Origin of the sequence: Actinomycetospora sp. NBRC 106375, from assembly GCF_030269665.1 — a bacterium.
Lineage (GTDB): Bacteria > Actinomycetota > Actinomycetes > Mycobacteriales > Pseudonocardiaceae > Actinomycetospora.
The window spans coordinates 1-16808 of record NZ_BSTS01000035.1 but is presented as its reverse complement, the minus strand read 5'-3'; the positions used below and the strand labels follow the sequence as shown (position 1 = coordinate 16808).

Genomic DNA, 16808 nt, shown 5'->3' with positions numbered 1-16808 from the left:
CGCTACGAGGTGATCGTCACGTCGAGTTGGGGGGACAGTCGCAGGGCGACGCCGTAACGGAGGTCCTCGGCAAGCAAACCGCGAAGCGAGTCGAGCCACTCCCGCACATCACGGAGGTGCTCGTCGCAGCGATCAGGGTCGCCGCCGCCCCTCATCAGCAATTCCGACCCTCGCTGCGCTACATCGCGAAATCTGGCCGCCTTTCTGTCGTCCGGCGAGCGCAGGTGGTGCGACATGAAACGCAACCACTTGTCCCCAAGATGAGGGTGGTGCACTGAGGCGAAGTAAGCGCGGAAGCCCCGCTCAATGCAAAGTCTGCTCAGGTGCCAAACGAGGCGCTCGTCGTCCTGCGTCGCCGCCAATGCGTCTTCGAGAGCCTTCAGGGCCGCGACGTAGTAGCGAACAGTGCAGCGGATCTCTAGCGAGTCGTTAGTGAGGCCTTCGGCATGCGGGGTCGTTCGATCGGGTTCGATCAGAGGCCAACCCGACTTAACCCCGGAGAGCAGCTGGATCTGAGGCGCCGTGAGTAGAAGGGATTCGGAGGACAACCGCCGGATCAATGCGGCGAGGCGGTCCGCGTCAACGACGGCGAAATCTATTTCGACACCTGCTGCTAGGGCGACCGTGCTCAGCACGACCGGTGACTCCTCGCCCAGCACTAGCCCCGAGTAGACGACGTCCGCCTGCGTTTCCGGCGACCGGTCGCCATACTGTGAAGCATCGGTGATCACGAGCAGGTCGACGTCGGAGACCTCGGTCCCTACGCCTTGAGGGATCGACCCGGCGAGCACGATCTCTTTGGGATGCTCGAGGCCGACGAATCGCCGCACCAGATGCGACGGCGTTGCGCCAGTCTCCGCGACGAGACGTGCGGAGAAGTCAGCGGCGTTTCTGCTCGCATGAAGAGAATGCTTTCGCTTCATGATGCCGGCCGATCCGCGGCGGGGGGATCCGAGAAGGGAGCGTCCGTAGACCGTCGTCGGTCCTTCAAGGTCTGGGTCTGGAGGCATTCGACGTGATGCAATAGTTGGCCCCTAACCGTCGGATAGTCTCCAAGGAGAGGGAGATACGTGGTAACTAACGTGCTGGCCTCGCGGAGGCGAACTCCGCTGTTGGAATCGTCTGTCAACCGGTGCGGCGCGTCGCTATGCACCAGCACCCAGCGCCCGGAGAGCTGCCGCGGGCGGTAGCCTGCCACGACAAGCCGCAGGAAGAGGTCGGTGTCTTCGACACAGCGAAGGTTCTCGTCGAAGAGCCCGACGTCGGTGAGCAGACGGGCGGGAATCGTGACTCCGTAGCCAGTGCCGACTGCCAGGAAGGTCTCGACCGCGAACGGATCGTCGGGCTCGCCGTCGTGATCTCCCGAGGGCGCAGTTCCTTCCGGGAAGCCCGTCTTGCGTACTTGTGTCCAGCTCGGCCCTGCGTCATCCGGCGCGATCGCCCAGTACCGGTACGTCACCTCCAGGAAGGATGGGAGAAATTCGTCGTCGTCGTCGAGAAACGAGACGAGGTGTCCCTGCGCATGTGCGATTCCGGTGTTACGAGCGGCCGCTGCGCCCCGATTGGTCTGGTGGGTGACCCATTTGACCCGCGGGGAGGCGAGAGAACGGGCGGCGGTATAGTTCTCGGTCGAGCCGTCGTCGACGACGATAAGTTCGAAGTTGTCGAAAGTCTGGTTCAGGACACTGCGAATCGCCCGCATGATAATCCTCGGCCGATTATAGGTCGGCACCACCACGGAGAACACGGGCTGGGGCAACTGACCTCCTCCGTAGTCGGTGGCTTAGTCCGCGAGATCGATGTCTTCGTACGGCGTCCGATAGCCGCTGAACGCCGTGAGGTAGCGCTCGAGGCTGGTCTTGAACTCGTCGGTCTGTGGCCGGCCGTACGCCAAGAACCGAACGACTCCATGTGGGCCGCATAGATGTGCGGCCGCGAGCGCACCTGAGGTTGTCACCGGCCCTGATCTAGACGTATGCGCGATTCCGCGTGCCTCTATCAAGATGCGGTGATTGTGCTCCCAAAGGGTCAGCACGGCTTTCGTCTGCTTGGCCGGGTCTTTGAGGTCTTCCATGTCGTGGATGCCATCCTTGCCGGTGAAGGTTCCGCGCCAACGGTTGACGTCAGTCGCCAGTACGTCACGTGCGGTCCGTGGACGACGGACCAGCACCTCACGCACACCATCACGCCAGACTCCGTCCGGCAGACCTCCTATGTAGAACCGGTCGCATAGGCTCCGTCCCTCGTCGCTTTCGTGGACAACGGCCTCGGGGCGGTAGTGACCGGTGTCGACGAGCGCCGCCTCGCCCAACTGGAATCCAACGAAACCGTATGCGTTGATTACGCGGTACCGCGCACGGCGCAGGTCCCGCGAATCACTCACGCCCAGAGTCTCGAAGTACTCCTGAACCGTCATCTTGGTCCATTGAGGCGAGCCGGTGTCGTTACGAACGATGCGTCCCGGGGACGTCACTCTTGGATAAGGAATAACTGGCTTCGCGAATCGATTTGCGTACCACTGGCCGCGCAAAGGATCTATCCCGGATTCCATAGTGAGTAGATCGTCGAGGAGCGACTCGAAGCTGCGGTTTGGTACCGGGGTAGAAACTCGCGCGGAAGATTCTTCTCGCCAATCGGGTGCCACGCCTCGCACGCTCACAGCTAAGAGGTCCATCAGTGCGACGTCAAGTCCCGATCGTGCATCGGGGTGGGTCGCTGGGTTGGGTGGCCGCAACGCCTTGCGACGGAACGATGAGTGGACCTAGAATTCTTGATCGCGTACTTCTTGATCGCGTACGAGGTCCTCGGTTGGAACCAAGGCTTTCAGTAAGGCCCGAGGGGAGACGGTCGGACTGTGTATATTTTAGGTCACGCTTACGTAAGCAGGTCCCTCCCTGGAGTGGATCTCGAGTACCTGCTCGGCGATGGTATGCGGCCCTTGATGCTGCCCGACTACGCCGACACGCATCTATTCGCCTACGAGCACGCCTGGGGCATGGGCTCCGATCTCAACGGCCGACTGATCCGCTCTCACATCGCGGGCGACTGGTGGATTCACTTTGGCGATCGCCTGGCCGAGCCCGCCCGACGGCGAGGATGGGCGTACTACCGCATGGGCACGATCGCTCGAATGTACGAACAATTCTATAGAGACGCTTGCGAGAAGAACCTATGCGCCGCGCCCGATCCGAACGACAGCCGGCGTGGCTGGGCTCACACGATGGTTGAGTACTCGGTGGACACATTCTTGGCTCGCACCGGATGGTTCGACGGCGCCTTCAATGGGATTCAGGAGCGGTTGGCTGACCTTCTTTCGAACCAGGAGGCCTGGTGCCGACTGCTTAGCACCCAGCGCGTCAACCCCTCAGATGCCAGAGTTTGGGAGCGCACTCGGCAGTACTCTGCCCAGGTTGCGCGCTCGGAGTCTCCAGAGGACCTCGCGGTGATGGGAGCAATAGGAAAGTTTGGCTTGGAATTCACCCGTGAGGCGAGGGAGCACGTAGTCCGCTACCAGGACAAGATTCTTGCGGAAGTACCCGAAGAAGAGTACTGGGAAATCCTCGGCTCTATGACGAAGTTCGCGAGCGAGATCGATCTAGGTATGGTCGCGCCATTGTTCCCAGGCGCTCCAGTGCGATGATGACGACGTTCAATGATCCCCGCGTCGACCGTCCGACTACTTATCCCTCCGACCACGGCTTCATCCTTCTCCTGCCCGATGGGATCATGCAGGGCCTCGTCACGGCAATTGGTGCCCATCTGGGCCGCTACGGCGTTCACCCTGTTGCGGCGACCGCCCGAACCCTGACGGAGCGAGACAGGACGGCGTTGTACGAGCACGGGAACCGCTCGAAGACCTCTGCGAGAGGCCGGGCTCACGGTCCGACAATGACGCGCCGTCTGCTTGAGTTGGACGACTCGATCGCGGTTGTCGTCAGGTCCGATCAGGCGGGGCGGGACGTATCTCGGCTCTTGCACAACATCAAGGGGCCAAGTTCGTTCCTGCTTCGCGACCCGTGCGGCCTGCGCAGCATCTCGAACTCGGCCGACCGATGCATGTCGCTGGTTCATACCCCCGATGACTCCGCGGAGGCTGCCCGGGACGCTGCGCGGTTCTTCCGCGCGACGGTGCTCGCGCCCGACTGGAAGGGGCGGCGGCTGACGTGGGAGTTTGTCGCGGGGTGCCGCGCGTACGAGGTTCCGAACGGCTCCGCCTCGCGGTACGCCATCGCAATCCGCACGGTGATGAGGTGCGCCTGCCTGCTCCTCGGCGGCCGACACCCGTTGTCATCCGTCCCTGAGAGCGCCCTGTGGACGGTCTACGAGGCGTGCACGTTGTGGCTCGCCGAACTCCCTAACCCAGCATCGGCAGAGGAGCATGACCGGTTCGTTGCCACCTGCGACCATCTCGCGAGGTTGGATGATTGGATGCCGGGGGCCGGCTGGGAGTGCCGAGATGAATTTGTGTCCACGGTGAGCGCGGTTCTCGCGAGCCTGCTCGATCCCAGATCGTATAACCACAAGATGGGCTTAGGACTGTTAGCGCAGCTGGACCGCTTGCGATTGAGCCTCACGCCCTACGAGGCGCACCACCTGCTGACTCTCACCACGTTCTTCGAGCCCTAGGTCCATGGTCGGTCAGGAAGGAGTAGAGTGCCGCGTATCTCTGGAACCGCCGACGCGGCGGCCCAAGTCCTGGCGTCGGCGAACGATGTACTGAGCCGAAATATCGTCCTGATCACGGTCGACAGCTGCCGATTCGACACCGCCGTCGCTGCGACCACGCCAAATCTCGACACCGTCGGCGGGCTGCGACGAGCGCAGACTTACGGCTCGTTCACCCTGCCGGCGCACGCCGCAATCTTCGCTGGTTTCCTGCCAAATGTTCGCGACGACCCCGACGAAGACTTCTATTCGAAGGAGCGCCGGCAACTGTGGCGGCTCGCGTCGGCACGGCACCCTGCACGGCCACGTCACCTGGTGTCCCTCGACGGACCCGACATTCTCGCGGGGTTTCGCGCGCTGGGTTACCGCACCATTGGTGCCGGCGGCGTGCGCTGGTTCTCCCGTGGCGCGCTTCCCGCGCTGTTCGATGAGTTTCATTACTGGGGACCGGACAACGACGCGCACGATAAGTTTGCGCCGCGCTCGGCAAGCAGCTTCGCCCTCACCCACGCGTCGACTCTGGCATCCCGCGCGCGGCACGCTGGGAGGTACTTCCTGTTCGTCAACGCCGCCGAGACACACGCGCCGTACACGCTCGACGACGATGGTCACGTTGTCGACGAGATCTTGCGGCGATGGGCGGGCCACTGGAACGGCGCCGCCGGCCTTCCTGCGACGTCGCAGCGGGACGCAGACATGCGCATCCTCCACGGAGCCCAGGTCGAAGCCCTCGAAGCGGTCGACTCCCGGATCGGATCGTTGCTGAACCTTCTCGCCGGGCGGTTGCTCGTCGTCGTGTGCGGTGACCACGGTGAAGCGTTCGGCGAGGATGGGCTTTGGGGCCACGACTTCCCGGCCGAACAGGTGATGTCCGTGCCGATGTGGATCGGGTGCGTAGACACGAGGTTCTCGGGTGCCTGAGAGCGGAGGTGTCTCCGACACATCCAGCGGCGATCTGTCGGCGACGGCGATGAATGACGTCTGCATAGCGATCGTTGGGCGGTCTTACGGTGACTTGGCCGATGAATCGTTGTGGGGCGGGTCACTCGACTCAATGGAGATCGTGCATCTGATCGCCGCCGTCGCAGAACGTAGCAGCACGACTATTACCGCGGCACAACTTGAGGACATTACAACACTGCGGTCCCTGGTCGAACTTGCGCGTGTGAGCGACGGCGCGACGAATGGGTCCGTGCGCGAGCCAGTCCCGCCCTCGCTGTCAAGATCAGATTCGCTCCGGGTGTTGCCCAACCGTCCTAGGTACTTCCTCAGGCGTACGAAGGCGTTGGACCATTGGCTCCTTCAGAGCCGCCTCCTGCGGACCCGCGCGCCGCTGAACCGCATTGCCCTCGAACGCGCGTCGACGGAGCTGGTGGCCCGTCATGACGGGCTGCGGCTTCGGGCCGACTTGTCCTCTGGGGAATACCTGGAGTATCTGGTCGAATCCCACAGCGCCGCGCCGTTCGTATCTATCGAGGTCCCCGCCGGCTCGACTGACGAATGCTACGAGGCGAGCGCCCTCGAGGCGGTTCGCGAGGTGACGGCCACGTTTTCGCTTCAGGACCAACCCTTCCGCGTGGTGGCACTCGGCTCACCTCGCCGCGAGTACGACTTCGTCGTCGTCATCGCTCACCACCTTCTCGTCGATGGTATTGCCATGCGCCAGATACGCCGCGAGCTGGAGGGGCTGTACTACGGCGAACGGTTTGACGATCCCTCGACGTCGTTCAGGGACTACGTGTCGGCGCGCTTCGCGTTCTGGGAAAGGCATACTGAGATTGCCGCGAGGTATGTCCAGTCGTTGCCGTGGTCCGACGCCGAAATCAGTCTACCAGTGGTGTCGCCTGCAACGGGGCCCGCCTACGGTTCCGAGCTCTCGACTCACTCGACTCAGGTGAATCTTGGTCGGTGGGATAGTTGCGCAAGACAATCCAGCTCTATGCAGACCGTCGAATCGGTCTTGATTGCGTGCGCCCTCGCTATACGTGACCGGACGGGCCAAGACGTTGTGCAGATCGATGTGCTTTTCCACGGCCGCAGCACCCTTGCGCCGAACATCGACGTCTCGCGGACCGTCGGGTGGCTCAGCGAGATGATTCCGATTCTTGTACGGGCGGACACTGGTTCTCTTGGCCGGCGATTCGTCCGCGACCAGCTGCGCTGGGCCAGTCGATTCGGCACAGGCCTGGGCCATCTAGCCCTCGCCGGGTCTGGGCCAGCGCCCTCGGTGTTGTCTCTGAACGCCGTCTTGCCGGAGGTGAAGGCTGTTCCAGAGTCGCGGCTCGTGTCTCCCACACGCGCGATCCCGACTCCCCCCGCCGCGCAGAACGCATGGCGGGTTTACGCTGCCAGTGCGGGTGTCTTTGTTGAGGGCGACTTATTGATCTTGGCCTGGGACTGGGGCGACGCGTTGGCTGACGAACTAGTGCATGAGTTTGCGCGTCGTTGTGCGACGTGGTTCCGGCTCTTGGAATGAAGCGATCGCGCGGCAGTGGTCAGATATTTCCGTCGGCGGGGCGGCCGAGGGCCGCGATGGCACGGCGTGTCCGTGCCTTTATCGCGGCGACGTGACCGAGCTCGGGCAAGTTGGCGTACCGATCGCCAAAAAGGCTCGGGAGGTCACAGTAGTGCACGGCGACGAAGTCTGCCCCGATTGCTTCAGCGCTTGCGAGTAGTCCCGTGGTGATGTAGCCAGCGATTGTCATCGTAGCACCGTGGCGTGCGGTGACGTCGCGAACCTGAGCTAAGGCCCGTTCTAGCGCCGGTGAGGTTTGAGTCGACCGACCCACCACCCGTACCCGAGCCGAGACCAGCGACGATAGATCGTTCGTACCCACGATCACATGGGACGCTCCGGCTTGGACAAGCTTCTCAAGCTCGAACACGGCTGCCGGTGTCTCCACCATCACAGCTACACGTGACCCGCTACCCACCGATCGTTCCACCCGCGTGCGGAACCATATGAACTCGTCGACCTCGCTTACAAACGGAGCAACAACGCCGAGGGTCGACTGCTCGCGGTACACGTCGGCGAGCACGCCGAGTTCGGCCTCGAGCGACTCCGGATAGGCCATCGATCGTCGGATGCCACGCAGGCCCATCAAGGGGAACGGCTCGTCGAAGTTCCTGTACTCCACCCCGGCCAAAGTGTTGGCCTCCCGCGTCGTCACATCCAGCGTTCGGAACCACACGGGTGCACCTCGCGCCGCCGCGCACGTGGCGGAAAGGTAATCGTGCAGGACCGGCTGGGCCGACGTGGGCGTGGGGTAAAGCTCGTCCTGCCGGAAGAGGTACTCGCTACGCACCAGCCCCACGTGATCAAAGTCGCAGAGCAGGTCAGCCGTGGCCTCCTCACCGCTCAGCGCGAGCGCCGCGCGCATGGCTGTCAGCTCCTCAATCTCGTGTTGGTGGCGACTTCGTTGAAGAGGCGGGCTTGCTCGGCTGCCGCGCGCTCGGTCAATAGTCCCACGCTCACTCGGACGTATCGTGGCGCGTCTGGCTGGTTGAGCGTCAGGCTCGAGTAGGCTCGAGTGCTTGTCCAGGACCACCCGAATCCCGCCTGTACGCGTACCCGCCGGGGCGTCGACCGGGAAGCTGCAGTCCATTCATCCACCACCGCGTCGAGATCGGTGGGGCGGAGCGGCTCAAGGAACACCAGCGCTCCGGGACCGTGCTCGCGGACGAGTTTGCGCAGCCCTGCCGGCGCCTGTTGGTGACCGACTAGGCGCACACGCCAATGGTCGGGCGATAAGGCGTCAGCGAACGCGGCGGCCGCGCGTCCGTGCAGGCCCGCTCGAGTGCTGGCGAGTTCGATGTCGATTGGATGGAGGTGTGCGAAGGCGGGAGCCTGGAGCTGTTGGCCGGTGCGCCTCGCCCAAAGTCGGATTTCCTCGATATCATCTTTCTCTCCGTATACGACCCCGATCGACGCCATCGAGCAGAGGTACTTCGATCCGCTCTCGACCACGACCAGTCGCGCCGAGGGAAGCTCGAGCTTCAATGCTCGATAGTTGAGACCGTGACCGAGCACAGAGTTGTCCAGCAGGATTGTCGTACCAGAGAGCGAATCGTCTTCGAGTGGCACCGTGTGCGCTTGCGGCGCGTTGGTCGCGGTCTCGGCCACGAGTACAGTCTCAGTCGACCGCGTCCGGCCCCGGACGGTGGTGACCTCCGTCGGGGTCAGGTCGCAGCGGTAAATCGGCATGTCTGGGCCGAGCAGGTCGTACAGCTGGGTTGTTTCAAAGTATGCGTGGTTGTGGACTACGACGCCGTCTGCCCGTCGCCCGAGCACGCGCAACGCGCAGTAGATCGCGCTCATGCCGGAGTTGACGAGCAGCGCGGCCGGGCTCCCGTAGGCGTCGGCCAGACGCCGCTCAACACGTCGCCGTCCACCGTGCTCATAGCTATCCCAGTAAGTGCCTGCGGATCGGCCGTCCTCCTGCAACCGAACCTGGTCCCAGAACTCACCCATACTGTCGTACCTGTCGGCGACCAGGTGTCGGGCCAGGGAGAGTTGTGTGGCATGCCGTAGGACGTCGTCGACACGGTCGAGGTCTGCGTCGTCGACGTCCGGGTCGTCTGACGTAGACAACGCGGACCGCACGCGTACGCCGTGGGCCAAGAGCTCGTCGTCGAACCGCTCGGCGAGCAGGCCGTCGAGGCGGGTGTGGAAGAACTCCCGTGGGGTCGGGAGACCCTGTATGGTCATCTTGTCTCCACGACGAATAGTTCGTAGGAGAACGGTATGCCCGGGACCCGTTGCAACTGCGCGTGCAGTCGAACGGTGCCGTAGGCCCCTAGGATCGACGTCCAGCCCTCTACGGTGCGGTGCTGGCCCGGGCAGGCCAGCGCGAAATCGTTGAGGGTGTGGGTGAAGAACAGGTCGACGAACTCATGCAGGGCGACTGGGGCCTGCTCGGTCACGCTGTTCTCCACCACAATCCACCGCTCAGCTCTCGCGCTGGCGAGCTTATGCAGCAGCTCGTCGAGGCCATCCTCGTGGTGCAGCACCGTCGAGACTAGGAGCGTGTCAAAGCCTCCGGGTGCGATGTTTGTGAATTCGTCGAAAGGTCGTGTGGGATGCGCTGGCGGGGTCGGATATGCACCGACACGTTCGTAAGCGACGACGTCGCCGTGGCTGGAGATCGCTTTTGTTAAGGTTCCGTCGCCACTGAGCACGTCGGCGACCCGGCCACTGAGCAGTGGCGCAATTGTGGCAGCAAGGACGCGGGAGCGCTCGGCGCTTAGGGCGCGATTCCACTGGGTCCGTGCACCCGACGCGACAAGTAGGTCGCGAGCCCGCGGTGAGCACGGACCGTCCGTCTCGAACAGTTGCGTTAGGCGCCGTGCGAGCTCGGCAGCGTCAGCTCGACCGCAGTCCTCCCGGAAAATACGGGTCAAAGCTGGCTCGAGCTCCTTCGGAACGGATGAGTCCTCGCATGTAGCCTCCCGCTGCATGGCGATCCTCCCTGCTGTCGACGCTCAGGACGGCCGCATTCCAGATGTGACGAGGACGTTCTGCGGCTCCATTGATCCAGCGGCCACGAGCTTCTCGTCACTGCACCGGCGGAGGGCGTACGCAAGATCTCTGTCCTCGTAGTACTCAAGGCAGGGGTCGACCAAAGCCGACCACTGCGCGTAGTGCACGGCGAAGGCGGACGCAGGAAGGTCGGCGAACACATCAAGCAGCTGCGCGTTATAGTCTCCGCCGATCGCGAAGTCAACGTTGTGATCGTCTGCCTCATGCTGCACACGACGCACCAGGTCGACCACCGCGGGGTGGGTCCGGTCAAAGTCCGGGGCGATGCGAGCGCTGCCGAGGACGAGGCCAGTCAGGTCGTTCAGACCAACTACGCAGTAGTCGATTCCCAAAGTCATGATTGTGCGGGCCTCCAAGGCCGCCGCCGGCACCTCAACCATGACCCCAATCGGGCCTCCGTAACCGGCAGCCCGCGCGGCTGCGACGCCGAACTCAACGTCACGCGCGTCGCGGCAGAATGGGAGAACCAGCCCTAGAGTGGGGTAGCGGGCGGAGAGTTCCGCGACAACTGTCAACTCGTGGTCTAGCCCAGCCGGTGACAGGGCTGCCCGTCGCATCCCACGTGGGCCGAGGAGCGGATTGTCGTCCTGGTGGAAGAAGTCGCACCCGGCAAGCAAATTGACGTCTCGCGCTTCTAAGTCTGAGAGGCGGTACCAAACGGGTCGTCCGTCCATGCGGCTCACGACCGACGATACGTACTCGGCAACGTGGCGGCGGCACTCACTCTGCGACCAATAGGTACCAGACGATCGCACAAGGTATTCCGAACGGATGAATCCCACACCGGATGACGATCCGACCACCATCGGATCCGGGAGCTCGCCGCTGAGCGCGATGAGCGGCGCTCCTCGGCGATCACGCAAAGTGGGGGTATGTTCACGCAACGAAGTCTCGCCCTCCGATTCTGCCGCAGCGGTCGGAGGGAGCATTCGTGGCGAACGAACCACAGCCACCATCTGCAACGGTGCGCTCTCTGCGCGGTACGTGTAGTGTGCCATCCGACGGTGCGGCCGTGAACATGAACGCGCGAAGTTCCCCCAGTTGACACTGAAGAACGGCTATGGCCGTAGGGAGTCGTCGCCGCGTGCCCCGAGCCGGTGCCCCTGGTTGGGTGCTGGCCTCGGGCATAATTCTGTGGCTCGCGCTGACGTTGTTCACAACCCGGTGCTTGCCACTTCAAAGCGCGAGTACCGAGGCGAGAATGCCGCCTTCGGGCGCGCAGAGCGTGGTCGTTGTGAGCTCGAGATTCGCTCTAAGCGAATCCGTGATCACCACCGCAGTGATTATGGCCCTTGGCTTGCTGCTCCACATTGGAGTGCCATGAGGGCCCGCTGGAGAGCTGTTCGGGGGCGTTCTCCATGCCTCGGGTGTCCATCGACTAGGTGATCCCGATCTGCGCTACGGTGTTTGGTGCTGGTGATACGCCCGTGGCTGCGGGGTTGTCGCATATGTACGCAAGTCGTCCTCGGGCTGGAACGGATCGGTGACCACGCCTTCGGCATCATCGCCTCCCACCCCGACCGCGGGGGTAGAACTGCGCGCGCAGCATTACTTTGCGCGGCATACCTTCGGTGCCCCTGTACGAATCGTGAGCTTATGCTCAGCAAGCGCTGCTGGTACCCGCCGTGGCGTGGATGAAGTCCGTGCTGCGCGCGGAGCCGGCCTATACCGAGCCGCACGCCGCCTACGGTCATGGAATGGCCCTGCTCGTTCACGGCCAGGTCGTCGCGATCGTCTGCCCGACCCTGCGGCGCTGCCGGACAGCGTCAAACCGTGGGTTCGGCTCCTGGTCCCGGACCCGGCTACGGCCGAGGAACTCCGCGCCGGCCTGCGTCAGCGACGACCGGTCGTCGTCATCCCGCAGGCGTAGACAATAAACCGCGCCGAGGATTCCCAGGAACCAGCCGGGCCCTGGGTGCGTCGAGCTGTGCATGACGAGTCAGCTGCACTCCGCCCCACCTCGTGACCGCACCATCGCCCTTTTCGCCGCTGCGCTCGATGGTGACGCCCAGGCCGAGCGCACGTTGAGGGAGCTCGCTCTGACGGACGACCTTGCCGCCGAAGCTCTCTGTGCGGTGGCGTACAGCGAGGCCCTCGACGACGCCGAACCAACGCGCCCTGCGGACGTCGCGGCAACCGATCAGATGATCGCGGCGGTATTCGAGGCGGTGGCCGGCACGCCGCAGTCGGGCATGAACTGGAGTTGTTGAGGGCCCTCGCCTTCGCTCGGCACCTCACGGCCCGGCGGCCAGGGGCCTCCGGCCCTGATCGGAGCCGCTGCGCGGCGCTGTCTTTCTACCTTCCTTCTACCCGTGGGGCGTCCGAGTCTGAGGGGCACGGGCCAGGCAAGCCGTCGATGAACCGGCCCCGCACCGACCCGGTGACCCCGCCGCAGCCCTCCCGCGCTCTGCCGCGCCGCTCGGCCTGACGGCCGCCGTTGGGGGCGGGCCCACCGGGTCGGAGGAGGCCGAACCCCCGACGGTCCCCTCCGGGGACCTGCCCCGCGCCCCTCAACGCGACTCGCGCCCCACGGGGCGAAGGAAATGGCAGCGGCGGCCCGGCAAGGGCGGCGGCGTCGGCTTCTCGCCCCGGCTCACGTCGCGTCCGGGAGGACAGCAGAGATGACCGATCACGTCACCCACGGGGACCGCTACCAGGAGTTGAGCGACAACGAGCTGGTCGAGCTCTACCGCCAGCACAACGATCTGGAGGCCATCACCACTCTGATCCGCCGTCACGAGAGGGCCCTGCGCGCGATGGTTCGCCGCGTCCTGCACCACGAGGAGGACACCGCCGACGTCGTTCAGACCACCTGGGTCCGCGCCCTGACCGCGCTCGCCCGCCCCGACCACGAGGTCACTGGTGTCGTCATGGGCTGGCTGTGGAGCATCGCGCGCCACGAGGCGATCGACCGTCTGCGAAGGGCTCGCATCCGGCGCACGTCGACCCTCTCCGCTGGGCTCGACATCGCGGCCCCGAGCAACGACTACGCCGCCGCCGACGCCCGCATCGTGCTCGCCGAGATGCTCGACACCCTGCCCGAGCACCACCGGGACGCGATCACGCTGGTGTGGCTGCGAGGACTGTCCGTTCAGGAGGCGGCGGACGTGCTCGGCGTGGCGAGCGGAACCGTCAAGAGCCGATGCAACCGCGCCCGCCAGCTCATGGCCACTGCGGTCTCCCGCGGCGGGGCGATCACCACAGCTCTCGATCCCGACTGACGGCGCCCTGGCCGACCAGCCGTGCAATCGCGGCTGGTCGGCCACCCCGCCAGGTCTGAACACCCCACCACGGGGAACTCCACCAGAGAAGCCTGAGGAGAGCGCGATGGCCGACGCCGAGGCCCACACCAGGACGACCCTTGATCAGCAGATCCCTCGCCAGCGCGCCACGTCCGAACCGCCGACCCCGTTTGCTGATCAGTGGCTCATGCAGGTGCTCACCGCCATGGGCTGCCGCCGGTCCGGCCGCAAGTGGCAATGCCCCGCGCACGCCCACACCGAGGCGCACTCCACCTCGCTGGTGATCGGGCGGCGCGACGACGACCGCGGGGCGTGGCTGCACTGTCACGCCGGATGCTCGGTCACCGCGGTCCTCCGAGCGCTCGGACTGCGCCCGAGTCACCTGCAGCGCCCACCCCGTGTCTCACCACCCCGATATGTCCAGCTGAAGGCCCTGCGCCGCGAGTGGCCGCAACTCAAACACCCTGGTGGTCACCCTGGAGCCGGCGGCTACCGACACGAGGCGTGGCATCCCTATGGCCCGGACCACGCCAAGCAGCGGCTTCGCCGGCCGGACGGCTCGAAAGCCATCCGGTGGGAGTCGCGGAACCGGCGTGGGGAGTGGGTGCCGGGTCTGCTCGGCGCCCGCGAGGCTGACCTGCCTCTCTATCGGCAGGACGAGGTCGGGATGGCGGCGGCCGCGGGGGAGACGGTCGTCCTCTGCGAGAGCGAGTCGTCCTGCGACGCCCTGCACGGTGTGTACGCGACGACGTGGGCGGGCGGGGCCGGGAGCCCTCCGCTCGAGAAGCTCGCGCGAGCGCTGAAAGGCGTGGACGTCGTCGTCGTCCCTGACCACGACGACGCCGGGCTCGCGTGCCTCGACCGTCTCCTCGGAGCCCTGCCGACCGCCAAGGTGCTGCTCGGACGCCCCGGCGAGGACGCCCGCGACCTCTACGTCCGAGTTGGCCCCGACAGATTCACCGAGCTGCTGGCCGCGGCCGCCGATGCCGAGGGCTCGCGGCAGGCGGACTAGGAGGGATAGAGGACGACGCGACTAGGCGGTGCCGCGGGAGCATCCACGTCGGTCACCGGCTCGCCGTCGACCCGCGCCCCGCCGTTCGTGATCCAGGTCCGCGCCCGATCCTCCGAGAGGCCGGCCTGGACGAGTCGCGTAAGCACAGTCGACGGCGGCTGATCGTGATCTTCTGGCTGCGGTTCGTCGGGCACGAGCTGACGTTAGACACGACCTCCGACATAAGCAGCGAGGCTGAACCGTGGGGTCCTTCGAGCGAGTGGCGTGTCGCCGATCACCGACGAGAGCCACCCCTAGTGCTGGCCGTTGCCTCGGGCGCGGTCTTCCCAGCGCGAACGCCACCGCGCGCACCGGTCGAGATACGCCTGCCTCTCCGCGCCTTCGAGTGAGCCCGGGTGCCAGCTGGCCGGTAGGACCTCGTGAGGCCAGACGTAGGCCAGGCCGGCGCGGCCGGAGCTCAGGTGCACGGGCTCGACCACATAGGTCGGGTCTTCGAAGGCATCGAACACGCCCCACTCGTCCTCGGTGAGGTCGGTGTAGACCCGCCCGCGTGCCTCCGCGTCGTCGTCCCGGACGAGGCCGGGATAGGGCAGGTCGGGAAGATGCGCAGCCCTCCACCCCGGCGCGCTGACCTCCTGGGCCGCGGGCACCCGGTCGATCAGCGTCCGCACCACGTCGTCGTCGGCGAGGGTGCCGTAGACGAAGAGCTCAGGCGTTCCCGCCGATCCGCGGTCCGGCGGGCCAGAGCTGCTCGAGCTCGCGCGGGACAAGCGGTCGCTGATAACCGGCATGCAGTACCTCCTCGAGGAGGTTACCGCCGGCATCGTGAAGGTTGAGAAACCAATCGATGCCGGCCGGATAGGCCCAGAGGTAGGACCGGAGCTGCGGGTCGAGCGACCTGTCGCGCAGCACCGCCGAGACGTCGCCGCCACGCCAGAACGGCGCTCTGCCGAGTGCGTGATCGCGGCAGGACGAGGCGTCGGCGCCGTCGTTGATCATCAGGTGGAGCTCGGAGTTGACGAGCTGCACGTAGTGATCGAGGCGGGTGCGGGCCCGCACGAGCTCGTCGTCCGGCCGCGCCGCCAGCGGCAGCACCTGGGCCAGACCTTCGAAGAGGACCTGATGAGGACAGTGCACGGCGAGCTGACGGGGCCACGCGACGTCGACCCGTTCTGAGGCGTCGGTCAGGTTCGCGTACTGCAACGCGTGCCCGAGCACCTCGTGCAGCGCGAACCGATAGGCATCGACCTCGGTGAACGACGCCTTCCGCGTGTTGATGCGCATCCGGGCGCTGCGACCGGCCCCGTCCAGCCAGTACGACCAGTAGGCGTCGACATCCACGCTCTCGACGGTGAGATCGAAGGTGCTCTCCGCGCCGGTGAGGCGTCGGACGATCCCCTCGTACTCGCGGGCGTACTCACGGATGACGTCGCCGGCGTCCCCGGTGGTCACTGCCGGGCTCAAGCTGTCCAGCTCGATGCGGGTGTGCTCGTTCCACGCCACGTCGACGTCGGCCAGCGCACGGCGCGCCACGTCGCCGATGGCGGCGATGTAGTCGTCGGTCCACCCCGCGCCGGGAGCTCCTTGTGTGGACTCGAGGTACTCGGTCAGACTCCGCCGCTCGCCCAGAAGCGCTCGCGCGTAGGCGATGTGCGCGTCCGCGGAACGGACGACATCCACGTCGCCGTCCGCCTCGGACCGGAGCGTCAGCAGACGGTCGAGGACCTCGAACCTGTCGGCGAACTCGTCGCCCACGACGTCGGGAGCACAGTCGAAGTCGATGACCGCGCCGGAGTCGCTCTTCGCCTCGAGATCGTGCCAACCACGAACGGCACGTTCCAACCGATCACGATCGGCCACGCGATACCGTCCAACGAATCGTGACCGACTGTCCGGGGCGGAGATAATCTCGCGTCAACGTTATCAGGGCGCCTTCGTCATCCTCGGAACAGAGCAGGTCGTTGATGGCGGAGAGCTGAGAACCGTCGGGCTGGTCCTCGACGGCGTTGCACCCCATCAGCATGTCGACGCCGCGATGCCGGATCGTCAGGGTCAGATGACGAGTATGGCGGGGGGTCGACTGCTGCCAATAGTGGTCGCTGACGAATCGACCTCCGTGAGTCGTATAGGAAACGATCCCGACTCCGCCAGGTTCGATCGGCGGAGAAAGAACGCAAGCGAACTTAGTCATGTGTCCGACATCGTGCACTCGTTGGATCGACACCAATGCCGCTGACTTAAGCGGCTGGGGGCTCGATGAGGATCTTGGGTGCGTCGGGGTGGCGGACTTGGCGGTGGTGGGCTCGTTTGGTGAGTTTGTCGCCGATCTGTGTTCGTTTGACGACCCGGG

At 65.2% G+C, this 16808-nt stretch carries 17 protein-coding genes; 7 read left to right on the top strand and 10 right to left on the bottom strand.

Features of this window, described 5'->3' with window-relative positions; translation table 11 throughout:
• Positions 1-2: 2 nt before the first annotated feature.
• The 3 genes from QSK03_RS31340 to QSK03_RS31330 are packed head-to-tail and all read right to left on the bottom strand — an operon-like array spanning position 3 to position 2416.
• Positions 3-923 carry a nucleotidyltransferase domain-containing protein gene (locus QSK03_RS31340; RefSeq protein WP_285659570.1) on the bottom strand — a complete coding sequence of 307 codons (921 nt, stop codon included), beginning with the start codon at positions 921-923 and terminating at the stop codon, positions 3-5.
• Positions 920-1759 carry a glycosyltransferase family 2 protein gene (locus tag QSK03_RS31335; protein WP_285659567.1) on the bottom strand — a complete coding sequence of 280 codons (840 nt, stop codon included), beginning with the start codon at positions 1757-1759 and terminating at the stop codon, positions 920-922. The genes QSK03_RS31340 and QSK03_RS31335 overlap by 4 nt, the downstream gene beginning before the upstream one ends.
• 24 nt (positions 1760-1783) lie before the next feature.
• Positions 1784-2416 carry a hypothetical protein gene (locus QSK03_RS31330; RefSeq protein WP_285659565.1) on the bottom strand — a complete coding sequence of 211 codons (633 nt, stop codon included), beginning with the start codon at positions 2414-2416 and terminating at the stop codon, positions 1784-1786.
• Between the two features lie 483 nt (positions 2417-2899).
• Here QSK03_RS31330 and QSK03_RS31325 point away from each other — a divergent pair, with 483 nt between their 5' ends.
• Genes QSK03_RS31325 through QSK03_RS31310 form a run of 4 tightly spaced genes read left to right on the top strand, consistent with a single transcriptional unit; the run spans position 2900 to position 7141 of the window.
• A complete protein-coding gene (locus QSK03_RS31325; protein ID WP_285659563.1) occupies positions 2900-3640 on the top strand; it encodes a hypothetical protein in 741 nt (246 codons plus the stop codon).
• Positions 3640-4626: a hypothetical protein gene (locus QSK03_RS31320; RefSeq protein ID WP_285659561.1), complete on the top strand. Its 987-nt coding sequence runs from the start codon at positions 3640-3642 to the stop codon at positions 4624-4626. Before QSK03_RS31325 ends, QSK03_RS31320 begins: the two co-directional genes overlap by 1 nt.
• A gap of 27 nt (positions 4627-4653) precedes the next feature.
• Positions 4654-5586, top strand: coding sequence for a sulfatase-like hydrolase/transferase (locus QSK03_RS31315; RefSeq protein WP_285659558.1), 933 nt, complete (start codon positions 4654-4656; stop codon positions 5584-5586).
• The gene (locus QSK03_RS31310; RefSeq protein WP_285659556.1) at positions 5579-7141 is read left to right on the top strand and encodes a condensation domain-containing protein; all 1563 of its coding nucleotides are present in this window, start codon (positions 5579-5581) and stop codon (positions 7139-7141) included. The genes QSK03_RS31315 and QSK03_RS31310 overlap by 8 nt, the downstream gene beginning before the upstream one ends.
• Positions 7142-7160: 19 nt before the next feature.
• Here the strand turns inward: QSK03_RS31310 and QSK03_RS31305 are convergent, their stop codons facing one another.
• The 4 genes from QSK03_RS31305 to QSK03_RS31290 all read right to left on the bottom strand — a co-directional run bounded on the left by QSK03_RS31305 (position 7161) and on the right by QSK03_RS31290 (position 11010).
• Positions 7161-8045 carry a putative PEP-binding protein gene (locus QSK03_RS31305; RefSeq protein ID WP_285659554.1) on the bottom strand — a complete coding sequence of 295 codons (885 nt, stop codon included), beginning with the start codon at positions 8043-8045 and terminating at the stop codon, positions 7161-7163.
• A gap of 5 nt (positions 8046-8050) precedes the next feature.
• Positions 8051-9373: a PLP-dependent transferase gene (locus tag QSK03_RS31300; RefSeq protein WP_285659552.1), complete on the bottom strand. Its 1323-nt coding sequence runs from the start codon at positions 9371-9373 to the stop codon at positions 8051-8053.
• Entirely contained in the window at positions 9370-9843 is a 474-nt protein-coding gene (locus QSK03_RS31295; RefSeq protein ID WP_285659551.1) for a hypothetical protein, read from the bottom strand. Before QSK03_RS31295 ends, QSK03_RS31300 begins: the two co-directional genes overlap by 4 nt.
• A 303-nt stretch (positions 9844-10146) precedes the next feature.
• Positions 10147-11010 carry a putative PEP-binding protein gene (locus QSK03_RS31290; RefSeq protein ID WP_285659592.1) on the bottom strand — a complete coding sequence of 288 codons (864 nt, stop codon included), beginning with the start codon at positions 11008-11010 and terminating at the stop codon, positions 10147-10149.
• A gap of 1125 nt (positions 11011-12135) precedes the next feature.
• Between QSK03_RS31290 and QSK03_RS31285 the strand changes: the two genes are divergently transcribed.
• From QSK03_RS31285 to QSK03_RS31275, 3 genes are all read left to right on the top strand, one after another.
• Positions 12136-12414 carry a hypothetical protein gene (locus QSK03_RS31285; RefSeq protein WP_285659549.1) on the top strand — a complete coding sequence of 93 codons (279 nt, stop codon included), beginning with the start codon at positions 12136-12138 and terminating at the stop codon, positions 12412-12414.
• Positions 12415-12825: 411 nt separating this feature from the next.
• A complete protein-coding gene (locus QSK03_RS31280; protein ID WP_285659547.1) occupies positions 12826-13425 on the top strand; it encodes an RNA polymerase sigma factor in 600 nt (199 codons plus the stop codon).
• 625 nt (positions 13426-14050) lie between these two features.
• Positions 14051-14458 carry a hypothetical protein gene (locus QSK03_RS31275; protein WP_285659545.1) on the top strand — a complete coding sequence of 136 codons (408 nt, stop codon included), beginning with the start codon at positions 14051-14053 and terminating at the stop codon, positions 14456-14458.
• A gap of 293 nt (positions 14459-14751) precedes the next feature.
• Here the strand turns inward: QSK03_RS31275 and QSK03_RS31270 are convergent, their stop codons facing one another.
• From QSK03_RS31270 to QSK03_RS31260, 3 genes are read right to left on the bottom strand one after another with little or no spacing between them, the layout of a single operon-like run.
• Positions 14752-15249 (bottom strand): gamma-glutamylcyclotransferase family protein, encoded by a 498-nt coding sequence (locus QSK03_RS31270; RefSeq protein ID WP_285659544.1) that lies wholly within the window; start codon positions 15247-15249, stop codon positions 14752-14754.
• Positions 15167-16318 carry a hypothetical protein gene (locus tag QSK03_RS31265; protein ID WP_285659542.1) on the bottom strand — a complete coding sequence of 384 codons (1152 nt, stop codon included), beginning with the start codon at positions 16316-16318 and terminating at the stop codon, positions 15167-15169. The genes QSK03_RS31270 and QSK03_RS31265 overlap by 83 nt, the downstream gene beginning before the upstream one ends.
• Positions 16305-16649 (bottom strand): hypothetical protein, encoded by a 345-nt coding sequence (locus QSK03_RS31260; RefSeq protein ID WP_285659540.1) that lies wholly within the window; start codon positions 16647-16649, stop codon positions 16305-16307. Before QSK03_RS31260 ends, QSK03_RS31265 begins: the two co-directional genes overlap by 14 nt.
• Between the last annotated feature and the right edge of the window lie 159 nt (positions 16650-16808).

Coding starts and splice junctions, on each gene's coding strand:
- QSK03_RS31320 (WP_285659561.1), top strand. CDS start 3,640: ATGACGACGTTCAATGATCCCCGCGTCGACCGTCCGACTACTTATCCC.
- QSK03_RS31270 (WP_285659544.1), bottom strand. CDS start 15,249: ATGCCGGTTATCAGCGACCGCTTGTCCCGCGCGAGCTCGAGCAGCTCT.
- QSK03_RS31285 (WP_285659549.1), top strand. CDS start 12,136: ATGACGAGTCAGCTGCACTCCGCCCCACCTCGTGACCGCACCATCGCC.
- QSK03_RS31280 (WP_285659547.1), top strand. CDS start 12,826: ATGACCGATCACGTCACCCACGGGGACCGCTACCAGGAGTTGAGCGAC.
- QSK03_RS31340 (WP_285659570.1), bottom strand. CDS start 923: ATGAAGCGAAAGCATTCTCTTCATGCGAGCAGAAACGCCGCTGACTTC.
- QSK03_RS31300 (WP_285659552.1), bottom strand. CDS start 9,373: ATGACCATACAGGGTCTCCCGACCCCACGGGAGTTCTTCCACACCCGC.
- QSK03_RS31260 (WP_285659540.1), bottom strand. CDS start 16,649: ATGACTAAGTTCGCTTGCGTTCTTTCTCCGCCGATCGAACCTGGCGGA.
- QSK03_RS31330 (WP_285659565.1), bottom strand. CDS start 2,416: ATGACGGTTCAGGAGTACTTCGAGACTCTGGGCGTGAGTGATTCGCGG.
- QSK03_RS31290 (WP_285659592.1), bottom strand. CDS start 11,010: ATGGTGGTCGGATCGTCATCCGGTGTGGGATTCATCCGTTCGGAATAC.
- QSK03_RS31305 (WP_285659554.1), bottom strand. CDS start 8,045: ATGCGCGCGGCGCTCGCGCTGAGCGGTGAGGAGGCCACGGCTGACCTG.